Origin of the sequence: Tenacibaculum jejuense (assembly GCF_900198195.1) — a bacterium.
GTDB lineage: Bacteria > Bacteroidota > Bacteroidia > Flavobacteriales > Flavobacteriaceae > Polaribacter > Polaribacter jejuensis.
The window spans coordinates 1,577,342-1,596,566 of the sequence record NZ_LT899436.1 but is presented as its reverse complement, the minus strand read 5'-3'; the positions used below and the strand labels follow the sequence as shown (position 1 = coordinate 1,596,566).

General features: G+C 28.9%; 17 protein-coding genes. 12 read left to right on the top strand and 5 right to left on the bottom strand.

Annotated features, from left to right (window positions below; translation table 11 throughout):
• From AQ1685_RS07265 to AQ1685_RS07240, 6 genes are all read left to right on the top strand, one after another.
• Window positions 1-585: a DUF5683 domain-containing protein gene (locus AQ1685_RS07265; RefSeq protein ID WP_231970260.1), complete on the top strand. Its 585-nt coding sequence runs from the start codon at window positions 1-3 to the stop codon at window positions 583-585.
• Between the two features lies 1 nt (window position 586).
• Window positions 587-1,288, top strand: a complete 702-nt coding sequence (gene dapB / locus AQ1685_RS07260; RefSeq protein ID WP_095070799.1) for a 4-hydroxy-tetrahydrodipicolinate reductase — start codon at window positions 587-589, stop codon at window positions 1,286-1,288.
• A 72-nt stretch (window positions 1,289-1,360) separates the two neighbouring features.
• On the top strand, window positions 1,361-2,929 hold the full coding sequence (gene lepB, locus AQ1685_RS07255; RefSeq protein ID WP_095070797.1) for a signal peptidase I: 1,569 nt from the start codon (window positions 1,361-1,363) through the stop codon (window positions 2,927-2,929).
• Between the two features lies 1 nt (window position 2,930).
• Window positions 2,931-3,545: a WbqC family protein gene (locus AQ1685_RS07250; RefSeq protein WP_095075022.1), complete on the top strand. Its 615-nt coding sequence runs from the start codon at window positions 2,931-2,933 to the stop codon at window positions 3,543-3,545.
• A gap of 35 nt (window positions 3,546-3,580) precedes the next feature.
• The gene (locus AQ1685_RS07245; RefSeq protein ID WP_095070795.1) at window positions 3,581-4,171 is read left to right on the top strand and encodes a Crp/Fnr family transcriptional regulator; all 591 of its coding nucleotides are present in this window, start codon (window positions 3,581-3,583) and stop codon (window positions 4,169-4,171) included.
• Window positions 4,172-4,762, top strand: coding sequence for a Crp/Fnr family transcriptional regulator (locus tag AQ1685_RS07240; protein WP_157730140.1), 591 nt, complete (start codon window positions 4,172-4,174; stop codon window positions 4,760-4,762). It begins immediately after the preceding gene.
• A gap of 130 nt (window positions 4,763-4,892) precedes the next feature.
• On the opposite strand, the gene AQ1685_RS07235 is transcribed toward AQ1685_RS07240, so the two are convergent.
• Genes AQ1685_RS07235 through AQ1685_RS07225 form a run of 3 tightly spaced genes read right to left on the bottom strand, consistent with a single transcriptional unit; the run spans window position 4,893 to window position 8,864 of the window.
• Entirely contained in the window at window positions 4,893-6,395 is a 1,503-nt protein-coding gene (locus AQ1685_RS07235; protein WP_095070789.1) for a lipopolysaccharide biosynthesis protein, read from the bottom strand.
• Window position 6,396: 1 nt separating this feature from the next.
• On the bottom strand, window positions 6,397-7,683 hold the full coding sequence (locus tag AQ1685_RS07230) for a glycosyltransferase family 4 protein (protein ID WP_095070787.1): 1,287 nt from the start codon (window positions 7,681-7,683) through the stop codon (window positions 6,397-6,399).
• Window positions 7,680-8,864 carry a glycosyltransferase family 4 protein gene (locus AQ1685_RS07225; RefSeq protein ID WP_095070785.1) on the bottom strand — a complete coding sequence of 395 codons (1,185 nt, stop codon included), beginning with the start codon at window positions 8,862-8,864 and terminating at the stop codon, window positions 7,680-7,682. Before AQ1685_RS07225 ends, AQ1685_RS07230 begins: the two co-directional genes overlap by 4 nt.
• A gap of 279 nt (window positions 8,865-9,143) precedes the next feature.
• Here AQ1685_RS07225 and AQ1685_RS07220 point away from each other — a divergent pair, with 279 nt between their 5' ends.
• Window positions 9,144-10,850, top strand: a complete 1,707-nt coding sequence (locus tag AQ1685_RS07220; protein ID WP_095070783.1) for a helix-turn-helix domain-containing protein — start codon at window positions 9,144-9,146, stop codon at window positions 10,848-10,850.
• Here AQ1685_RS07220 and AQ1685_RS07215 read toward each other — a convergent pair.
• Window positions 10,831-13,305, bottom strand: a complete 2,475-nt coding sequence (locus AQ1685_RS07215; protein ID WP_095070782.1) for a YfhO family protein — start codon at window positions 13,303-13,305, stop codon at window positions 10,831-10,833. The two genes, AQ1685_RS07220 and AQ1685_RS07215, sit on opposite strands and share 20 nt — an antisense overlap.
• Before the next feature lie 2 nt (window positions 13,306-13,307).
• Entirely contained in the window at window positions 13,308-13,559 is a 252-nt protein-coding gene (locus AQ1685_RS07210) for a DUF4834 family protein (protein WP_095070780.1), read from the bottom strand.
• A 154-nt stretch (window positions 13,560-13,713) separates the two neighbouring features.
• On the opposite strand from AQ1685_RS07210, the gene AQ1685_RS07205 reads away from it, so the two are divergent.
• From AQ1685_RS07205 to AQ1685_RS07185, 5 genes are all read left to right on the top strand, one after another.
• Window positions 13,714-15,063 carry a transporter gene (locus tag AQ1685_RS07205; protein WP_175577901.1) on the top strand — a complete coding sequence of 450 codons (1,350 nt, stop codon included), beginning with the start codon at window positions 13,714-13,716 and terminating at the stop codon, window positions 15,061-15,063.
• Window positions 15,064-15,081: 18 nt separating this feature from the next.
• Window positions 15,082-16,200, top strand: a complete 1,119-nt coding sequence (locus AQ1685_RS07200; RefSeq protein WP_095070779.1) for a GTP cyclohydrolase — start codon at window positions 15,082-15,084, stop codon at window positions 16,198-16,200.
• Window positions 16,200-16,907 carry a 16S rRNA (uracil(1498)-N(3))-methyltransferase gene (locus AQ1685_RS07195; protein ID WP_095070777.1) on the top strand — a complete coding sequence of 236 codons (708 nt, stop codon included), beginning with the start codon at window positions 16,200-16,202 and terminating at the stop codon, window positions 16,905-16,907. Before AQ1685_RS07200 ends, AQ1685_RS07195 begins: the two co-directional genes overlap by 1 nt.
• 110 nt (window positions 16,908-17,017) lie before the next feature.
• Window positions 17,018-18,163, top strand: coding sequence for a helix-turn-helix domain-containing protein (locus AQ1685_RS07190; RefSeq protein WP_095070776.1), 1,146 nt, complete (start codon window positions 17,018-17,020; stop codon window positions 18,161-18,163).
• Between the two features lie 414 nt (window positions 18,164-18,577).
• Complete coding sequence (locus tag AQ1685_RS07185) at window positions 18,578-19,225, top strand: DUF4159 domain-containing protein (protein WP_095070775.1); 648 nt, start codon at window positions 18,578-18,580, stop codon at window positions 19,223-19,225.

Below are 19,225 nucleotides of genomic sequence, written 5' to 3'. Positions count from 1 at the left end.
TTGAAAAAACTTTATTACATAATATTATTTTTCGTGTGTATTCATACTTACGCACAAAAAGATTCTACCAAGGTACAACAAGTATCTCAGCTACAGTTAAGATCGCCTAAAGTTCAATACAATCCGCTTTCTCCTTCAAAAGCTGCATTTTATTCAGCAATTTTACCTGGAGCAGGACAAATTTATAACAATCGATATTGGTGGCAATTGCCTTTAATCTACGGAGGAATGGCAACTAGTATTTATTTCTTTATTGATAATAGTAATGAATATGATCGATTTAGAACTGCCTTCAGACAACGAAGTGCCGGACTACAAGATGAATTTACTTTAGCAGATGGAACTCAAATTATTTCAACTGCAGGATTAGAAAGCGCACAGCGTCAACTAAGACAAAATAGAGATTTATCGTTATTAACCACAGTACTCATATATGTTTTACAAATAGTAGAGGCTAGTGTAACTGCACATTTAATACAATTTGACGATAGTGACGATTTATCTCTCAGTCCCACTGCTATTCCAAGTAGAGACGCTTATGATGCTTCACCAAAGGTAGGTTTAACCTTAAAATATACTTTTTAAAATGAAAATAGCCTTATTAGGTTACGGAAGAATGGGTAAAGAAATAGAAAAAATTGCCCAACAAAGAGGTCATGAAATCGTAATTAGAGATAATGGAGAGAAAAGTTACGATATTACAACCGCAGATGTAGCCATAGATTTCAGTATTCCTAACGCTGCTTATAATAATATTACAAATTGTTTTAAGAACAACATCCCTGTAGTTTCTGGAACTACAGGATGGCTTGACAAATATGAGGATGCTTTAGAAATTTGTAAGGCAAATAACGGGGGATTTATCTATGCGTCAAACTTTAGTTTGGGTGTAAATATTTTCTTCGAACTTAACAATCAGTTAGCAAAAATGATGAGTGCTTTAGATCAATATAAAGTTGATATTGAAGAAATTCATCATACCAAAAAACTTGATGCACCAAGTGGAACTGCCATTACTTTAGCTGAAGGAATTATTGAAAATTCTGAAAGAAAATCTTGGGAGTTAAATGGAGAAGCTTCTGAAGAAGTTATTCCAATCACTGCAGTAAGAACTCCTGACGTTCCTGGCACACATACAATTAATTACAACTCTGTAGTTGACGCTATAGAAATTAAGCATACAGCTCATAACAGACAAGGCTTTGCTTTAGGAGCTGTTATTGCAGCAGAATGGTTAAAAGATAAGCAAGGAGTGTTCACCATGAAAGATGTGTTAAACATTGGTTAAAGTAGACTAGCTATTTTAACGAAAAAATGTAGATTGCGTCTTAATATTGATAAAAACTAAACTAGAGAAATTATGTCATTTACAGGATGGTTTATTTTATTTTTAATTATCCAATTCATCCACTTTTTAGGAACTTGGAAATTATATGTTAAAGCAGGAAGAAAAGCTTGGGAAGCGGCAGTGCCTGTATATAATGCCATAGTTTTATTGGGTATTTTAAAAAGACCTAAATGGTGGGTTATATTATTATTTGTACCTACAGTAAATCTTATCATGTTTCCTGTAATTTGGATAGAAACTTGTCGTAGTTTTGGATTTAAATCTACAAAAGATTCGATTTTAGTAATTGCTACTTTAGGATTCTATATCTTTTATATTTCATATTTCAACGACCCGCAATATGATCAAAAAAGAGCTTTAAAAGCACCTACAACTGCTGGTGAATGGGTAAGCTCAATCGCATTTGCAATAGTTGCGGCTACCATAGTTCATAACTACTTTATCAGACCTTATGTAATTCCTTCATCTTCTTTAGAGAAAACTTTATTAGTTGGAGATTATTTGTTTGTAAGTAAGTTTCATTATGGTTCTCGAGTTCCCATGACTACAGTTTCTCTACCAATGATTCACGATAGTATTCCTGGATTAGGAACTAAATCTTACGTATTTAGCGATGATTATGAGAATAGAAATAATTCTTTAATAAATAAGCTACAATTACCTTACATGAGGTTACCTGGTTTAAAAAAGATTAAACGAAATGATATTGTAGTTTTTGGTCAGCCGGCAGATACGTTAAGAAATATGAATATTCTTACTTCTGACAGAAATTATTACAAGCCTATCGACAAAAAAACAAACTTAGTTAAGCGTTGTGTTGGTATTGCTGGTGATAGTTTAGAAATTAAAGATGGATACATTTATATTAATGGAAAACGAACTGTACTTCCTAAAAGTGCTAAGCCACAATGGAATTTTATTGTAGATACTAATGGAGAAAAACTATCTCCTGGAGATTTAAAGCGCTATAATATTAGAGAAGCAAAAGTATTTAATGATGGAAGGTTTTATCTAACATTAACAGATGCAGAAGCAGCAGCATTAAAGAAAAACCCAAAAGTAAAAAGTATCGAAAAATCTAATCGTCCAAAAGGATATTATGATGATGGAATTTTCCCGCATAATCCAAAATATCCTTGGTCTATAGATAATTTTGGGCCTATTTATATTCCTAAAAAGGGAGCTACAGTTGCTTTAAATGCAGAAAGTATTCCTTTTTATAAAAGAATTATTCAAGAATACGAGAAAAATGAATTAACATTTTTTGGAGACGATATATACATCAACGGAAAGAAAACAGATTCGTATACTTTTAAACAAGATTATTATTGGATGATGGGAGATAACAGACAAAACTCTTTAGATGCTAGAGCATGGGGTTATGTTCCTTTTGATCATGTAATTGGTACTCCTGTAATGGTTTGGTTTAGTTATGATAAAGATACAGGAAGTATTCGCTGGGATAGAATGTTTACAACGGTTACTAATGGAGAATCTAAGTCATATTTTTGGTTAGGTATAATAGCTGCTTTGGCTATTTTAGGATTTGTTTTTATGCCAAAAAAGAAAAAAGCAAAATAATTTGAGTCTTTTCATCCCTACATATTTTTCACCTATCAGCCAATATGCGGCCATTTTACAATCTGATGGAATTATTTTTGAACAAGAGGATAATTTCCAAAAACAAACGTACAGAAACAGATGTTACATTTATGGAGCGAATGGTAAATTATCTTTAAATGTTCCTGTAAAACATCTTAAAAGTACTTCAGGAAGAAAAAAAACGAAAGACACACTCATTGAAAATGACTTTCCTTGGCAAAGTCAACATTTTAAATCAATAAAAACAGCATACCAATCATCTCCCTACTTCGAATTCTTTGAAGATGACATTTCTAATATCTTTAGTAAAAATTACGTATATTTAGTAGATTTAAATATCGATACGTATTTATTTGTAACTGATGCCTTGCAAATTTCTCAAGAATACTCAAAGACAAAAACGTATGAAATGACACCTTCACTTAACGATTATAGGGAATTAGCAATCGCAAAGAATGGTGTTTTTGTAGCAACTAAAGAATATACCCAAATGTTTGATCATAAGCATGGGTTTATTCCTAATTTATCTATTTTAGACCTTCTATTTATGGAAGGTCCTAATGCATTAACGTATCTTGAAGATACGAACATTTAAACATTAACCCCAGTATAACTTCAATTTTTAACCGTATGGAAATTGATTTAATAACATCTTTGCTAAGATCGTATGTAAACGATCTTTCAGACGAGGCTATAACGTTATTTTCGAGTTTTATTTCTTTAAAAGAATACCCAAGAGATCATATTATCATAAAAAATAAATCTAAGGCCAATAAATTTTATATTATAAAATCTGGTATTGTTGGTAGTTTCGCACAAGATAAAATAAGCGAGAAAGAATACATAAGAGCCATTCACAACGATAAAACTATATTTACTAATATTTCTTCATTAGATAAAGATGATAACAGAAGTGTAAACTACTACAAATGTTTATCTGACTGTGTCGTATACCAAGGTAGTTATCCAGAATTCATCAAACAAACTCACTTAAACCACGAGTTGTCTGTTCTTTACAACAGAATACTTGAAGACGCACTTCTTAGGTCTCAAAAAAGAATTGATGAATTATCTTTTATGGATGCTACACAGCGTTATCAAGCTTTAAAAAATAACATCCCTAATATTGAAAATTTAATTGCTCAATATCAGATTGCAAGCTATTTGAGCGTTACACCTGTACAGTTAAGTAGAATTAGAAAAAAAATGTACTCTCAATAAATGAAAGATACTTTTGTACACGACTTTTGTAAGATATACATGAATGATATATCGCAAGAATCTATAGATAAATTTAATAATTTATTAAGCTTCAAAGAATTCTCTACTAATGAAGTAATTAAGGTTGATCCTTTAAAAAATCAGAAATTTTATATCATAGTTGATGGTATTATAGCGAATTATTCACAAGATGAAAAAGCAAATAAAGAGTACATTAGAGCTATTTTATTTGAAAAGCATGTGTTTATAAACCTTACAGGTTTAGACTTTGTAGAACATATTTCTACCGACTATTATAAATGCTTAACCAAAGTTAAATTTTTAGTTGGTGATTTAAATGACTTTTTCAATTTGGCTCAAAATAGTGTCGAGCTTTTTAATTTTATCATAAAATTAAATCATGTTTCTATTTATTATCTACAAAACAGACTTGACAGACTTTCATTGTTAGATGCTACAAATCGTTATAAAATACTTAAGAAAAGAATACCAAATATAGAAAACTTAATACCTCAGTATCAAATAGCAAGTTACTTGAATATTACACCTGTACAATTGAGTAGAATAAGGAAGAAAATGTATTCAATTTAATTTATAAACCTATGTTTATCAAACGAATGCGATTATATTTTAAATTTGTAAATGAAATAATTCCCTATAATTAGTCAATTAGAAAAGGCTTGCTATCCCCATGTATTTAATTTTGATTGCAAGTCTTTCTTTATCCGAAAATTTTACTTCTAAATCGACTTATCAAAGCATTAAATTGTGGTGAAATTTTTAGTTTTACAACTACTATTAAGTAGAAAACAGTAATTACTAAACTTTTTATTAAAATATTTAAAATGATATGAACTGGTATTTTACCTAGAAAAAACTCTGGAATAGATAAATGCCAAAAATAAAAAGTTGCAAAAAACACCATTATAACTAAAGAAATAATAGCTGTTTTTTTAGTGTATGGATTCATTTTAAATTTAGCCTTAACAAACCACAATTTTATCGTATTAAATACAAATAAGCTTATTAATGTTGAAAGTGCTAAACCTTCAGTACCAAAATCCATAGAAAAATAAAAGAGTTTATTTAAATAATATACTGAAGCTGCCATTCCAAAACCTATAGGCAATATCATACGGTAAAATTTAGAGTTATTGATAATATCTCTATTGTTTCCTAAAGACATTGTATACATTTTCCCTAATGAAATCATTAGAACAACTAACTCTCCTCCTGCATAACCTTCTGGCATTATTTTAAACAAATCGCTAATACTACAGTTCACTAAAAGAAAGAACAAACCACTTATTAATATTAAATTTATTGAACTTTTCTTATAAAGATTGTCTACTTCTTCTTCGTTATTATCATTTAAAGATTTCGAGGTTAATGGCTGTAAAATTTGACCTAATGCTCTACCAGGCGCTTCAATAAAAGAACCTATATACACTGCTACAGCATAATAACTTGCAGCTTTAATTGCTTCTTTACCTGGTATCATTAATTTATCAATATCAATAATAATAGCACCGGCGCTACCTGCTAAAAATATGTATGCAGAATACTTTATAATCTCTTTAGTATTAACTGGTAATAAAAAAACAAACTTTGGAAAATACGTTTTAAATGCATAAAACATCATAATTAAAGTTCTTACAACATAAAATATAGTTAATGCAAATATGAATTCAGATTTTGATATCAATTGAAAAAATACGGCTAATAATAAAACAAAAACTGCAGCCCTATTATAAAATTCCTTTAATACATTTCCTAAAACCGTTTTTAAATGCACTTTTGCCCACGAATAAAAAACTTCAAAATAAGCACAACAAACAGCTATAATATATATTGCCATAGTGTAATCTTCTACTTTTGAATCGTTACTTTTATTTAATTGAGAAATGATAAAGTCATGAAATATATCCCAAAAAAAACCAATTGGTAGTGCAATAACAAGAGGAAATAAAATAATAGATGATAAAAACCTATCTCTTTCTGCTTTTGTTTTGTAAGAAGAATAAAACTTAACAATAGTGTTATGAACACCAAAGGCTATTAAAGGCATAAATAAATTTGATGCTGATAGCAAAAAAGTAACTAATCCATGATATTCTTCTTGAAGAATATTAGGGTAAAATATTATTGCATTTATAGCTCCAACGAGGAAACCTAAATAAATAACTAAAGTATTTCTAAATGACTGTTTAAATATAATTCCCAAATTAATCTTGAATTAAATCTTTAATAATAACGGATAGTTTCTCAGTTAATTTTCTTCTATGAAAACTATCTATTCCTTTTGATGATAACTGCAAGTTACCCTTTTTATAATCTGCATATAGATTGAGAATTGTTTTTTTAGCCAATTCTTTATTTTTAAAGTCTACAGCAACACCTGAATTAGTTTCTGATAAGATCTCTGCCAAATCTCCATCTTCTGGTGCAAAACCTAAAATAGGTCTATTCGCTTGTAAATATTCAAAAGTTTTGCCCGGAATCATTTCCTTTGCACTTGGATAATCATTCACTACTATTAAAAGTACTTGAGACTTTCTTTGATTTAGTTTGGCTTCTAAGTGCGGAACATAGTCTATTCGTTTTACATCTTTAAAGAATCTTGTTTCTATTTCTTTTTCCCAAATAGAATCATCTACTTTACCTATAAATTTGAGTTCTAAATCATCTGTAAAATCGGGATTCTCATTACTAATTTCAGTAAGTGCTTCCCAAAATGCTATAGGATTTCTTTCAGAATTCATCGTTCCAATATGTGTAATACTGAACTTTCTATCTAGTTCTTCTTTTGCAGTTTCTAAACCTTTTTCAGTGTCAAAACCATTAGTAATTACGGCTATATTAGCATTAAAGCTTTGATATTTTTTCTTAGCGTTATTACTTACCATAATTACCTGATCAGCTGCTCTTACTACTTCTTCTTCTAATTTAAAATGTTTTTTTCTTGCAGCATTAGTTAAAGGTAGTAAATGAAAATAATCTATACTAGTCCATGGATCTCGAAAATCTGCAATCCACTTCACTCCTATACTTTCTTTAAGTTTTTTTCCAATAAGATGTAAACTATGAGGTGGACCTGTAGTTATCACGGCATCTATTGCATTCGTTGAAAGATAGGTTTTCAGCATTTTTACAGCTGGTTTAACCCAAAATTTTCTAGCATCTGGAATAAAATAGTTTGCTCTTATATACAAAAGTAATTTTGATATAAGAGATGGATTAGGATCTAGAAAACCAGCACTTCGTTGTGTTTCGTTTTTCTTAAACTTAGCTACAATGTTATTTGGCTCAAAAATCGGGCATTTAATTAATTCTATTCCTTCTGGAACATCAGTAATTAAAGTTTCATCTAGTGTAGGGTAAAAAGGATTTTCTGCTGTGAACACAACAGGCTCTATTCCAAAATCTCTTAAGTATTTTACAAACTTTAACCAACGTTGCACTCCAGGTCCTCCTGCTGGTGGCCAATAATATGTTACAATTAGTACTTTCAACTTAAACTATGATATAAATCGATTAATGTTTTGGCTGTAATTTCCCAGACAAAATGATTTCTAACAAAATTTTGTCCATTCTCCCCTAGTTTTACTCGTAATTCCTGATCATTATACAAAGTAAGTATCTTTTCTGAAAAATCTTCACTGTTTCTTTCTTCATGTACTAATCCAGAATTGTACTTTTCTATCAATTTTTGCTGTGCTGTGGCATTACTTACTACTAAAGGTTTACCAAATCCCATATATTGAAAGATTTTGTTAGCGTAAGCAACATCATGCTGTATACTTCTTCGTAATGGAGAAATACAAATACTACTTGTTAAAATATAAGATGGAAATAAAGTTAAATCTTGCCAACCTTCAAAATCTATATAATCATTAACGCCTAAAGTTTTAGCTCTACTTTTCAAAACTGTATCTGTAGTATTCGAACCTACAATGACTAATTTAAAATTAGGAATAGTTTTTATAAGTTCTGGAACAGCATTTATTGCAGTTAATAATCCTCTTCGTACATTAGTATCTCCTAAATATAAAACGACAAAATTATTCTTGTAACGCTCTATAATAGATTCGTCTATCTTAGCATTTTCATAAAAGGATTTATTTATTGTATTAGGTACTAGCAATACTTTATCTGGGTTTTCCACCCTTTCCTTTAGTTGATCTACAAACTCTTGAGATACCGTTAGAACATTTGTAGCTTTTTTGAGAAAAATAGCTTCCTTTTGTTTCCACCTTTTTGGAGAAATGATATACTTACCAGGAAATTTTTGTAAATGTGGATAAAACTTCATGTTTTCCGGTAAATTATCGTGTAAATCTAATACTACTGGAAGATTAAATTCTTTATTAGCAGAAAATACTGCTTCGGCTACTCTTATATCATGACAATGTAGTGCTTCAATTTCATTTGAAATTATAAAATCTTTGATTTTCCTTTTCATCATAATAGTATAAAAAGGAACCGTATAAGCTAATGCAGATAATTTATATTCAAGCTTAGAGCTTTTATATCTCCTAACCTTTATTTTTTTTACTTCTTCTTTTAAACTTTGATTGTTGTAAGTTAAACAGAATAGAAATACATCATGTCCACCTTTTATAAGTTCTATTGCTTCATTTTCTACTCTTGGATCTGGAGGATAAACATTGTCCAGTATCATTCCTATTTTCATAATAAAGTTTACTTTGTCTAAAAGAAAGTTTAATAGAAAACAAATCTATTGATTATAAATAGAACTTCACCAAAAGTTACAAAATAAAAAAAGGAGTATTGACACTCCTTAAATCGACCTCCATTGCTATTTTCCCTGAAAATTATTCTTTGACTTTTAGCTCGGCCAAAATTAGGTTTCTCTGGTATGTTTGAAAAGTTTTATATTGCGCTTTTTATAAAATGTATGCAACCTTCTTAGGTAAAAAGAAGAAAAACAAACCAAATAATCCGCTGTAAATTGAAAGAAAAATTATTCTTTTTATTAATTCTTGTATGCTGTTTTTGTGAAGCACAACTCGACTCTAAAGATATTTTTTATGGTAAAGTATATCACTATAAAGGCTCTAATTTAGACAGTCTATACAACTATGCTAAAAAGCATATAAATTCTGAAGACTTGTGTGTAAGATTAAGTGCTGAAAATGCTATTATTTATTATAACTACCGTCTTAAAAAATATGATAAAGTAGAAGAGTTAACAGAAAAATTGTTAAAAAAAACAGACTCTTTAGCTTTATTAAAAAATGTAAACGACTGTGTTGTTAAAACAAAAATTGCAGTTTTTAATCGACTATTTTGGACTTATAAGAATACAGAAGAATTCGAGAAAGCATACAATAAACTTCTACAATTTTCTGATTATGTAAAATCTATAAATGATACAGAATTTGATAAGTTTCATTATTTAGTCACGATTAACATGTCTAAAGCTCTAATTAAAAATGAATTAAAATTAGAAAATGACTCTAAAAAAATTCTACTAAATATTATTAAGGATATTGAAAATAAGAAGGTAAGTAAAATAGATACTGGTAATTTTAATCATATTATAGATAAAAAAGCAGCTGCTAATAATTTACTTGGTAAAACATATTTACTTTTAAGCAAACGCGAAAAAAAACCTGAACTATTAGATTCTACTATCTACTATTATAATAAAGCATACAAGTATGCAAAACTTTTTATTCCTCCACACCCTGATTCAGAGTTAATGTATACTCTAAAAATGACAGAAGTTTACATTAGTAAAGGTGCTTATGAAAAAGCATTAGAATTAGTAAATAATTACGCTAAAATTAATAATGGTCATGAGTATTTACAAGAATCGTTTATGAATAAAGCTATATGTTTTCATAATTTACAGAAAAGCGACTCTGCTATTTATTATGCGCATAAATTAATTGAAATTCCTAATCTTAGTAAAAGTTTTTTAATTACTGGATATGATATTCTTTCTAATCAATACATCAAAAAAAATCAACTAAAAAAAGCGTATAAGTATTCAAAACTAACTTTAAGTGAATTTGATAAGGCTAGACTACAACAAGATAAAACGTATCAACTATTATATGATAATGATATCGAAAAAATTAAAGAACTTAATCAATCAATATTAAAAAGTGAAAAAAGTAAATACACTAACATTATTTTAACTTTTGCTCTTATACTGTTTATTGCTTTTAGCTTCTTTCTATTTAAAAGAAAAAAATACAAGAATAAAATTGTTGATATCCAAAATAAAGAGAAAGAAGAAGATATTAAGATTGAAATTTCTAAAGAAAAAGAATCTCAAAAAGTTGAATATAATATTGATGAAGAATTAGAAAATAAGATATTAGCTAAAATTAACACCATAGATAATGAACTTAGTTTTCTAAAACCTGATTTTACTATAAACACTTTAGCTAAAGACTTACAAACTAACTCAACTTATATTTCTTTCATTTTTAATAAAAACAAGAATGAAACTTTTAAACAGTACTACAGCAAAAGAAAGATAGATTATATAGTAGAGAAATTAAATGATGAAAAAATATATCGTAATTATTCAATACAAGCTTTAGCAGAAGAGGTTGGATATACAAACGCTTCTGCTTTTACCAGAGTTTTTAAAAAATATATGAATATTACTCCTTCAGCTTACATTAAGAATCTAAAGGAGTAGCTTTTTTTCTTTCAAAATAAAACCAAGCAATCGAAATTAAGGCAAACAAACCTAAAAAGATCAACGATATTTTGCTTCCTGTTTTAATGACTTTAGGTTCAAATTTAAACTCAATTTTATGTTCTCCTTTAGGAATATGCATACCTCTTAAAACATAGTTCACTTGATAATGAGGCTCTAATTTTCCATCTACATAAGCATTCCAACCATCCTTATAAAAGACTTCAGAGAAAACAGCAAATTGATCTTCTTTTGTATTACTAATATATGATAAATGGTTAGGTGTATATTTTTCAAGACGAATAGACGCTGAAGAATCTTTTTTGAAAGTATTTACTCCAGAATACTCATTTTTTCTAATCACAGTAGCTTTCTTAGTATTAAGAGACTTTAAAATATTTATTTCATCATTAGCAGAAGCTACTGGTATTAACTTAGACGTAAACCATGCATTTCCGTTCGCTTTATCATTTTCTAAAACAGTTTCATCACTCAAAATAAAATATTTTGTATTTAACATATTAAGTGAACTAAAGCTTGCCTGCTCTAACTTTTCTACAATGGAATCTCTACTATTAAGAATATTGATTAAACTAGATAATTCTCTACTAATGTTATATTCAAATAATTCTTGGTATCGCATCATCTTCGCGGCATGGTATCCACCAATTGAATTATGAAAATAAGAAGTTCGACCTTCGTTTACCAGATTAGCTGTTAAATTAGCTACTCTAAAATGAGATTTATCTTCTAGTATTTTTTTATCAGCTTTGTTTGCTACAAAAGGTCTTTGAACATTTCTTGCTGTAGTAAAATCATCTTTATTTACATATTTTAAATCTACACTTAGTAAATCGAAAAGTATTAATACCGCAGTTAATCCAATAACTGGAATTAACTTTACCTTCTCTTTTATGAAGAACCACAATATTCCTCCCGATAATACTACAAGTATTAGAGATCTTAAAGAATCTGTATACAACATCGATTTTCTGTCTGCAATTAATGCATCTATCAATGTTGGTAATTCTTTGTATTGATATTGGCTATCTCTTAAACCTTCAAAAGTAGAAGATGCTAAAGCTAATAATAATCCTAAGATAATTACACCACTGGTAACAGCTACAGCTTTAATTAATAATTGCTGTTTTTCTTCTTTAGCCATTTTGGTATTAAAAAACTCTTTAAGTCCTAAAACTCCCAATAATGGCACGCATAATTCTGCAATTACTTGTATTGAAGAAACTGCTCTAAATTTATTGTAAAGAGGTACATAGTCGATAAACAAATTAGTTAATACCGAAAAGTTTTTTCCCCAGCTTAACAATATTGAGAAAATTGTTGCACTTACTAACCAATATTTCAATTTTCCTCTCACAAAGAAAACTCCTAAAAAGAACAAAAACCATATTACTGCTCCTATATATGCAGGTGCTTCAACTATTGGTTGATCACCCCAATAGGTTAAAACTTGTTCTGAATACTCTTCAGCAGCTTTTTTTCCTGCTTTTTCTTCAAATACTTTATAGAAATTAGAATTTTCTCCTAATTTTTCGACTGTCCCTCCTCCCATATAACGAGGAACAATAAGATTAAAGGTTTCTAAAATACCGTAACTATATTCGGTTATGTAAGCTTTGTCAAGACCTTTCGCTTTCTTTTTAGGAGATCCATCGGTATTTATCGTTAATTCAGATTTTCCTCTAGTACTATAGTTAGCATATTCTTTCGTTGACAATAAACGAGTCGCATTGGTTCCTATACCAATAACAAAAGCTACAATTAAAATACCTGCTTGTTTTGCGAAAGTTGGTAACTGTTTTTTCTTGAAGGCATCTATAGCTTCTACAATTCCTAAAATTAGGATACAAAAACCTAAATAATAAGTCATTTGTATGTGGTTGGCTACTATTTGTAAAGCCATAGCTATAACAGTAACAATGAAACCTAATAAATATCTTTTTTGAAAAACATATATAACTCCTGCTAAAACAGCTGGCATATATGCTATTGTATGTGCTTTGGCGTTATGGCCTGCACCAAAAATAATAATCAAATACGTTGAAAAACCAAAAGCCAAACTACCTAAAATAGAAAGTTTCCAATCTACTTTCAAAGCATTAAGTAATAAGAAAAAGCCTAAAAAGTATAAAAATAAATAATCTGCCGGTCTCGGTAAAAAACGTAATAAATAATCTAACTCTTTGACAAAATCGTTTGGAAACTTTGCCCCTACTTGATATGAAGGCATTCCACTAAAAGCATTACCAATCCAATAAGGTTCTTCATTATTCTCTGCTCTAAAGTCATTCATTTCTTTAGCCATACCAATGTATTGAGTGATATCGCTTTGTTTGATTTGTTTTCCTCCTAAGACAGGGTTAAAATATAATAAAGAAGCAATTATAAATAATACAATTGCTCCTACGTAAGGTAAATACTTCGTAAGTTTCATGGTTAGTCTATTTCTTCAAAATCAATATATTCCCCTACTGATTTATCACTTTGTTTGTTTGAATTTGGCTTTTTATCAATGATCGTTTCTCCTACTTTAATATCGTTTGTAGTATTTTGGCGAGTCTGATTTCTCATCTTCTCCTCCATTTTACTCATCGCTTTTTTCATTAAATACGGAGCAAACAATCTTGCTAAAAATTTAAATGAATAGTATATTATACCAATTATAAGAAGTGTTTTTATTAAACCCATATAATTTTTATTGCAGTATCTTATTAATAGTTTTTCTAAAAATCATTCAAAAATAACAATTTGAGCTAAAACCTTGCGTTAATAGTTTGGTAAACTTAATGGATTGATATTTTTACTGTATGTTTGTAACTGTTGTAAATTGTACGTGTTGATTATGATGAAAAGACTTTTTTATTTACTCCCCCTAATTGTTGCATTTCCTTTATTTGCACAATATACTGATGTTATAAATTCAAATAGACCTGGATTCTCTGAAAGTCCTTACAGTGTTGGTATTGGAGTTTATCAGTTGGAGACTAGTATTTTTCATAGAAAATTTGAGGCTCAAAGCCCTATTTTTAGTAATCCGAGAGCTACCGGATTAGATTTACATTTCAGAATGGGAGCTTTAGATGAAAAATTAGAATTCAATCTTTCAACATCTTTTCAAAGTAATGAGTTTGCCTTTACAAACGTATTTCAGTCTACTAGAACACAATTTGGCTTAGGGCAACTAACATTGGGAGCAAAATATTTAGTTTACAAACCTAAATATCAAGATAAATCGAAAGAAATTAGGAGTTGGAAAAAAAGACATTCATTTGATTGGAAAAGATGGATTCCACATGTTGCCGTATATGGAGGTTTGAATTTTGGTTCTGTTTTGAACGACTTTCATGCTAGAGGTGGTATTACTCCTAAAATTGGTGTTTTACTTCAAAATGAATTTTCACACAAGCTTAATGTGGTTACTAATATCCACTATAATTATATCGGAGGTTATTTACCAGAATTATCTTATGTAGTTACTGGAACGTATAACTTTAATCAAAGGTGGTCTGGATTTGCAGAACATCAAGCTTTATTCAACAAACAAGAAAATCAAAGTAATTTAGGAGCTGGAGCTGCATATTTATTCAATAAAAATTTACAGATCAACTCATCACTTAGAGCTACTTTCCAAGAAGAAACTGTTGGTTATCATGCAAGTATTGGAGTTTCTTACAGATTAGATAAACATGTTGATCAGTTTGAAGAACTTGATGAATTTGGAAATAAAATAGAAGATGATGAAGTTCAAACTTACAACAAAGGCTTCTTTGGAAGAATGTTTGACAAAATAAAAGGTATCTTTAAAAAGAAAGATAAAACTGAACCTCAGCTAGAAGAAGGCAAAACTATTGAAGACGTTCAGGAAAATCCTAGAGGTAGAACTCGTCAAAAATCTATTTTAGACGACCTTACTAAAAAAGACGAAAAAGCCAAGAAAAAAACAACAAAAGAAAAGAAAAAAGCTGCTAAGAAAAAACAAAGAGCTGAAAAAAAAGCTAAAAGAAAGGCACAAAAAGCGAAAGAAAAAGAAGAAAAGAAAAAGAAGAAAGAACAAGAAAAATTAGAGAAAGAGATTAAAAAACTAGAAGAAGAATTGAAAAAAGAAGAGGAAGAAGAAAAAAAGAAAGAGGAGAAAAAAAAGAAAAAGGAAAAAGACAAAAAAGAGAAAGAAGAACAAAAAGATGACCAATAGAAATCATACATTTGTTTTATGATTCAACTAAAGGAAATAAAAACAAGAAAGGAAATAAGACAATTCGTTTTATTTCCTTTCTCTTTATATAAAGATAACAAGTACTGGGTACCGCCAATAATTAATGATGAAGTTAACAACTTTGATCCAGCTAAAAATCCGGTTTTTGAACATGCAGATGCTCGTTTGTTTGTTGCTTTAAAAGGAAAAAAAATTGTTGGACGTATAGCTATAATTATAAATAATTACGAAGTACAAAAACAAGGGATAAAAAAATTAAGATTTGGCTGGTACGAAGTTATTGATGATGTAAACGTAAGTAAAGCTTTAATAGATAAAGCCATTGAAATTGCAAAACAGCAAGAACTTGAATACATAGAAGGTCCTGTAGGATTTAACAATTTAGATAAAACAGGTGTATTAACCGAAGGTTTTGATCATATTGGAACAATGATCACTTGGTACAATCTTCCTTATTATAAAGATCATTTAGAACAGTTAGGTTTTGTTAAAGAAAAAGAATATTTAGAAAATAAATTTTTATTCAAAAATGTTGATGCAAAAAAGTATACAAAGGCAGGTAATTTAATTCAAAAAAGATACAATTTAAAAGAGCTTACTTTTACATCAACAAAAGACATTTTACCTTATGTAGATGAAATGTTTGAATTATTTAGTGAATCATATTCTAAACTTTCTACTTATGTTCCTATTTCAGACAAACAAATTGAGTTTTTTAAAAAGAAGTACATCTCTTTTATAAATCCAGAATTAATTAAATTTGTTGTAGACAGCAATAATAAAATGGTCGCATTTTCTATAGTTATGCCTTCCTTCTCTAAAGCTTTACAAAAAGCTAAAGGAAAGCTATTCCCATTTGGCTTATTTCATTTACTAAGAGCTAGAAAATATGCCAAGGATATTACTTTTTACCTTATTGGAGTACATCCTAACTATCAAAATAAAGGTGTTACAGCTATTATTTTTAGAGAAAATATAAAGACATTTGCTGCTAAAGGAATTGTTAACTGTATTAGAACTCCAGAATTAGAAGACAATACTGCTATTTTTAAAATTTGGAAAGATTTTGATCCAGTGACACACAAGAGAAGACGAACATATCGATTAAATATATAATGCAACTTTTTTTCAATCCAGAAATTACAGAAGAAACAACAGAAATCATTTTTAATAAGGAAGAAAGTCGTCACATAGTGAAAGTTCTTCGTAAAGAAAGTGGTGATGAAGTAGTTATTACAAATGGTAAAGGAATCGTTTTTACTGCGATTATAACTATTCCTAGCGATAAAAAGTGCGTAGCAAAAATTACAACTACCGAAAAAAAACCTAAGGAATGGAATTACCATCTTCATGTCGCTATCGCTCCAACTAAAAATATGGATAGACTTGAGTGGTTTGTAGAAAAAGCTACTGAAATTGGAATTGATGAAATTACTCCAATTATTTGTCACAATTCAGAGAGAAAAGTGGTTAAAATAGACCGTTTACATAAAATTATGCTGGCGGCTATGAAGCAATCATTAAAATTTAATGCTGTAAAAATTAACCCTGTAATTAAATTTTCAGAATTCATAGATCAAGAGTTCTCAGGAAATAAATTTATCGCACATTGTCATGATTCAGAGAAAAAAAGTCTTAAAAACATTGATAAGTTCTCTTCAGAAATACTAATATTAATAGGACCTGAAGGTGATTTTTCTGAACAAGAAGTCGCATTAGCTAATACATCTACGTTTACTCCTATATCTTTAGGAAATAGTCGATTAAGAACAGAAACAGCTGCTTTAACAGCAGTTCAACATATTAGTTTTCTACATTATTAACTAATAAAACATCTTAATTCTGGGGAAAAGTACCGTTGCAATAAATTTTTATAAATAATTTATTTTATTAAATTTATGTCCCCTAACCCCCAACAACCAAAGATTAAATTATGCTATTAGCATTAAACATAACGGAGATTTTTAATATTTTTTTATTAGGAAGTGCACTTTTGGGCTTTTGCTTGAGTTTGTTTATGTTCTTCTCTAAGTATGGAAAAGATAGAAGTTTATTGTTTTTAAATTTAATGATCTTAACTATAGCCCTCAATAATTTTCAATCTTGGGCATTGGCATTAAATTTACTACAACATAAATTTATGCTAAGTTATATACAAATACCTTGGCACTTTTTAAGTGGTCCGTTTTTCTATGCTTTTCTGGTAAACTATCTAGATATTGTAAATCATCAGAAAAAACTTCTTAAGTACTTTTTAGGTGTTTTTTTGATAATGTGTATAGCACAAATCAGTTTTGTGATTAACTACACTGGAGGTGGTACCATTGATGAACTAAATTATATATATGAAAGATATACTTCTATAGAAGAGCTAATAAGCTTTATAAGTTCTATAAGTATTTTTGTTTATTCTTATTATGTACTTAGAAACAAAGAAAACCTGTTTCAAAAAATTCTTTCGTTTGATAATTTAAAATGGATTTATAACTTTTTTAAACTTACAGGTATTGTTTATTTACTTTGGGTATTTGCATTAGTTATAAAGTTTAGTTTAAATTTTTCTGGTTTTATTTATTCATATTATCCTTTAAGAGTATCAACTACTGTTATTATCTTTATTCTAGGTTATCAAGGAATTAAATATCTAAGAATATTAAAAGAAAGAAAACATATTAGAGAAGAAAACGAAAATGAAATTACTGATACTTTAATCCAAGAAGACAAAGAACCAGCTTCTAAGTATGAAGAACATTTTTTAAATATTGACTCTTTCGTTAGAACGAATAAAAAATTTTTGCAACCGAAGTATACACTCAATAATCTATCTAAAGAAGTGAATATTGGTACCAGTACATTATCTGCTATAATTAATAATAATGCTAAAAAAAGTTTTGTTGATTATATTAACGAAATGCGCGTAGATCAAGCAAAAAAATTTTTACTCAACCCTAAATATGAAGGATACACAATTGCTTCTATTGGATTAGAGTCTGGTTTTAACTCCAAATCAGCTTTTTATGATGTTTTCAAAAAACATACTGGTTGTACTCCTTTAGCCTTCAAAAATTCAAACATTTAATTATTTCTTACTGATAAATTAGTCCGAATTCATCCAAATCATGTGTTTTAGGACTTTAATTCTTAAGTTCAAGCCTATATTTGAAACATATAATTTGATAAAATAATATTTAATAAATTTTATTTTATCGAATTTATTCCAAGAACTATAGAGAGCATGCTCTCTATGAAGAGGGAAAAGCAAAAACACTGTTTATTAACAGTGTTTTTTTATGGATAAACTTGTCCTAAAACATCCAAAACATGTGTTTTAGGAGTCTAGTAACGAATATCTTATCTATATTTGAAACGAAAACTTACATAAACCAGTAAATATATTTAGGGATTAATATTTACTACTTTCTTCACAAAAAAAACATCATTAGAAGGGAATGATGTTTTTTTTTATATATGATTTATTTATTTTTGGTATATCATGAAATTTATAAACATACTATTAGTATTCTTTACTACACTATCTCTGTCTTTACAAGCACAACAAGTTGGTATTTTAAAATATGGCGGTGGTGGTGATTGGTATGCCAATCCTACATCGTTACCCAACTTAATTAAGTTTAGTAATACTTACACAAAAACATCTATTGAAAATAATATTGCTACTGTAGAACCAGATAGTGAAGATATTTTTAGCTTACCTATTGTTTTTTTAACTGGACATGGTAATGTTTACTTTGACGATACAGCTGCAGAAAACTTAAGAAGGTATCTTATTTCTGGTGGATTTATTCATATTTCTGATAATTATGGATTAGACAAGTATATTCGTCGTGAAATGAAAAAAGTATTTCCTAAACTAAATTTTCAAGAAATCCCTGCTTCTCACCCTATTTTTCATCAGACATTTAATTTTCCTAAAGGATTACCTAAAATTCATGAACATGATAAAAAGGCGCCTCAAGGATTTGGTTTATTCTATGAAGGTAGATTAATTGCTTTTTACGATTATGAAAGTGATTTAAGTGATGGTTGGGAAGATGAATCAATTCACAATAACCCTAAAGAAACCAGAGAAAAAGCTTTACGAATGGGAGCCAATATTATTGAATTTGCCTTTAAGAACTAA

What these genes read in the sequence shown, in the direction of transcription:
- dapB (WP_095070799.1), top strand. Translation starts at nt 587, where the DNA reads ATGAAAATAGCCTTATTAGGTTACGGAAGAATGGGTAAAGAAATAGAA.
- lepB (WP_095070797.1), top strand. Translation starts at nt 1,361, where the DNA reads ATGTCATTTACAGGATGGTTTATTTTATTTTTAATTATCCAATTCATC.
- AQ1685_RS07245 (WP_095070795.1), top strand. Translation starts at nt 3,581, where the DNA reads ATGGAAATTGATTTAATAACATCTTTGCTAAGATCGTATGTAAACGAT.
- AQ1685_RS07240 (WP_157730140.1), top strand. Translation starts at nt 4,172, where the DNA reads ATGAAAGATACTTTTGTACACGACTTTTGTAAGATATACATGAATGAT.
- AQ1685_RS07225 (WP_095070785.1), bottom strand. Translation starts at nt 8,864, where the DNA reads ATGAAAATAGGAATGATACTGGACAATGTTTATCCTCCAGATCCAAGA.
- AQ1685_RS07215 (WP_095070782.1), bottom strand. Translation starts at nt 13,305, where the DNA reads ATGAAACTTACGAAGTATTTACCTTACGTAGGAGCAATTGTATTATTT.
- AQ1685_RS07210 (WP_095070780.1), bottom strand. Translation starts at nt 13,559, where the DNA reads ATGGGTTTAATAAAAACACTTCTTATAATTGGTATAATATACTATTCA.
- AQ1685_RS07205 (WP_175577901.1), top strand. Translation starts at nt 13,714, where the DNA reads ATGATGAAAAGACTTTTTTATTTACTCCCCCTAATTGTTGCATTTCCT.
- AQ1685_RS07200 (WP_095070779.1), top strand. Translation starts at nt 15,082, where the DNA reads ATGATTCAACTAAAGGAAATAAAAACAAGAAAGGAAATAAGACAATTC.
- AQ1685_RS07195 (WP_095070777.1), top strand. Translation starts at nt 16,200, where the DNA reads ATGCAACTTTTTTTCAATCCAGAAATTACAGAAGAAACAACAGAAATC.
- AQ1685_RS07190 (WP_095070776.1), top strand. Translation starts at nt 17,018, where the DNA reads ATGCTATTAGCATTAAACATAACGGAGATTTTTAATATTTTTTTATTA.
- AQ1685_RS07185 (WP_095070775.1), top strand. Translation starts at nt 18,578, where the DNA reads ATGAAATTTATAAACATACTATTAGTATTCTTTACTACACTATCTCTG.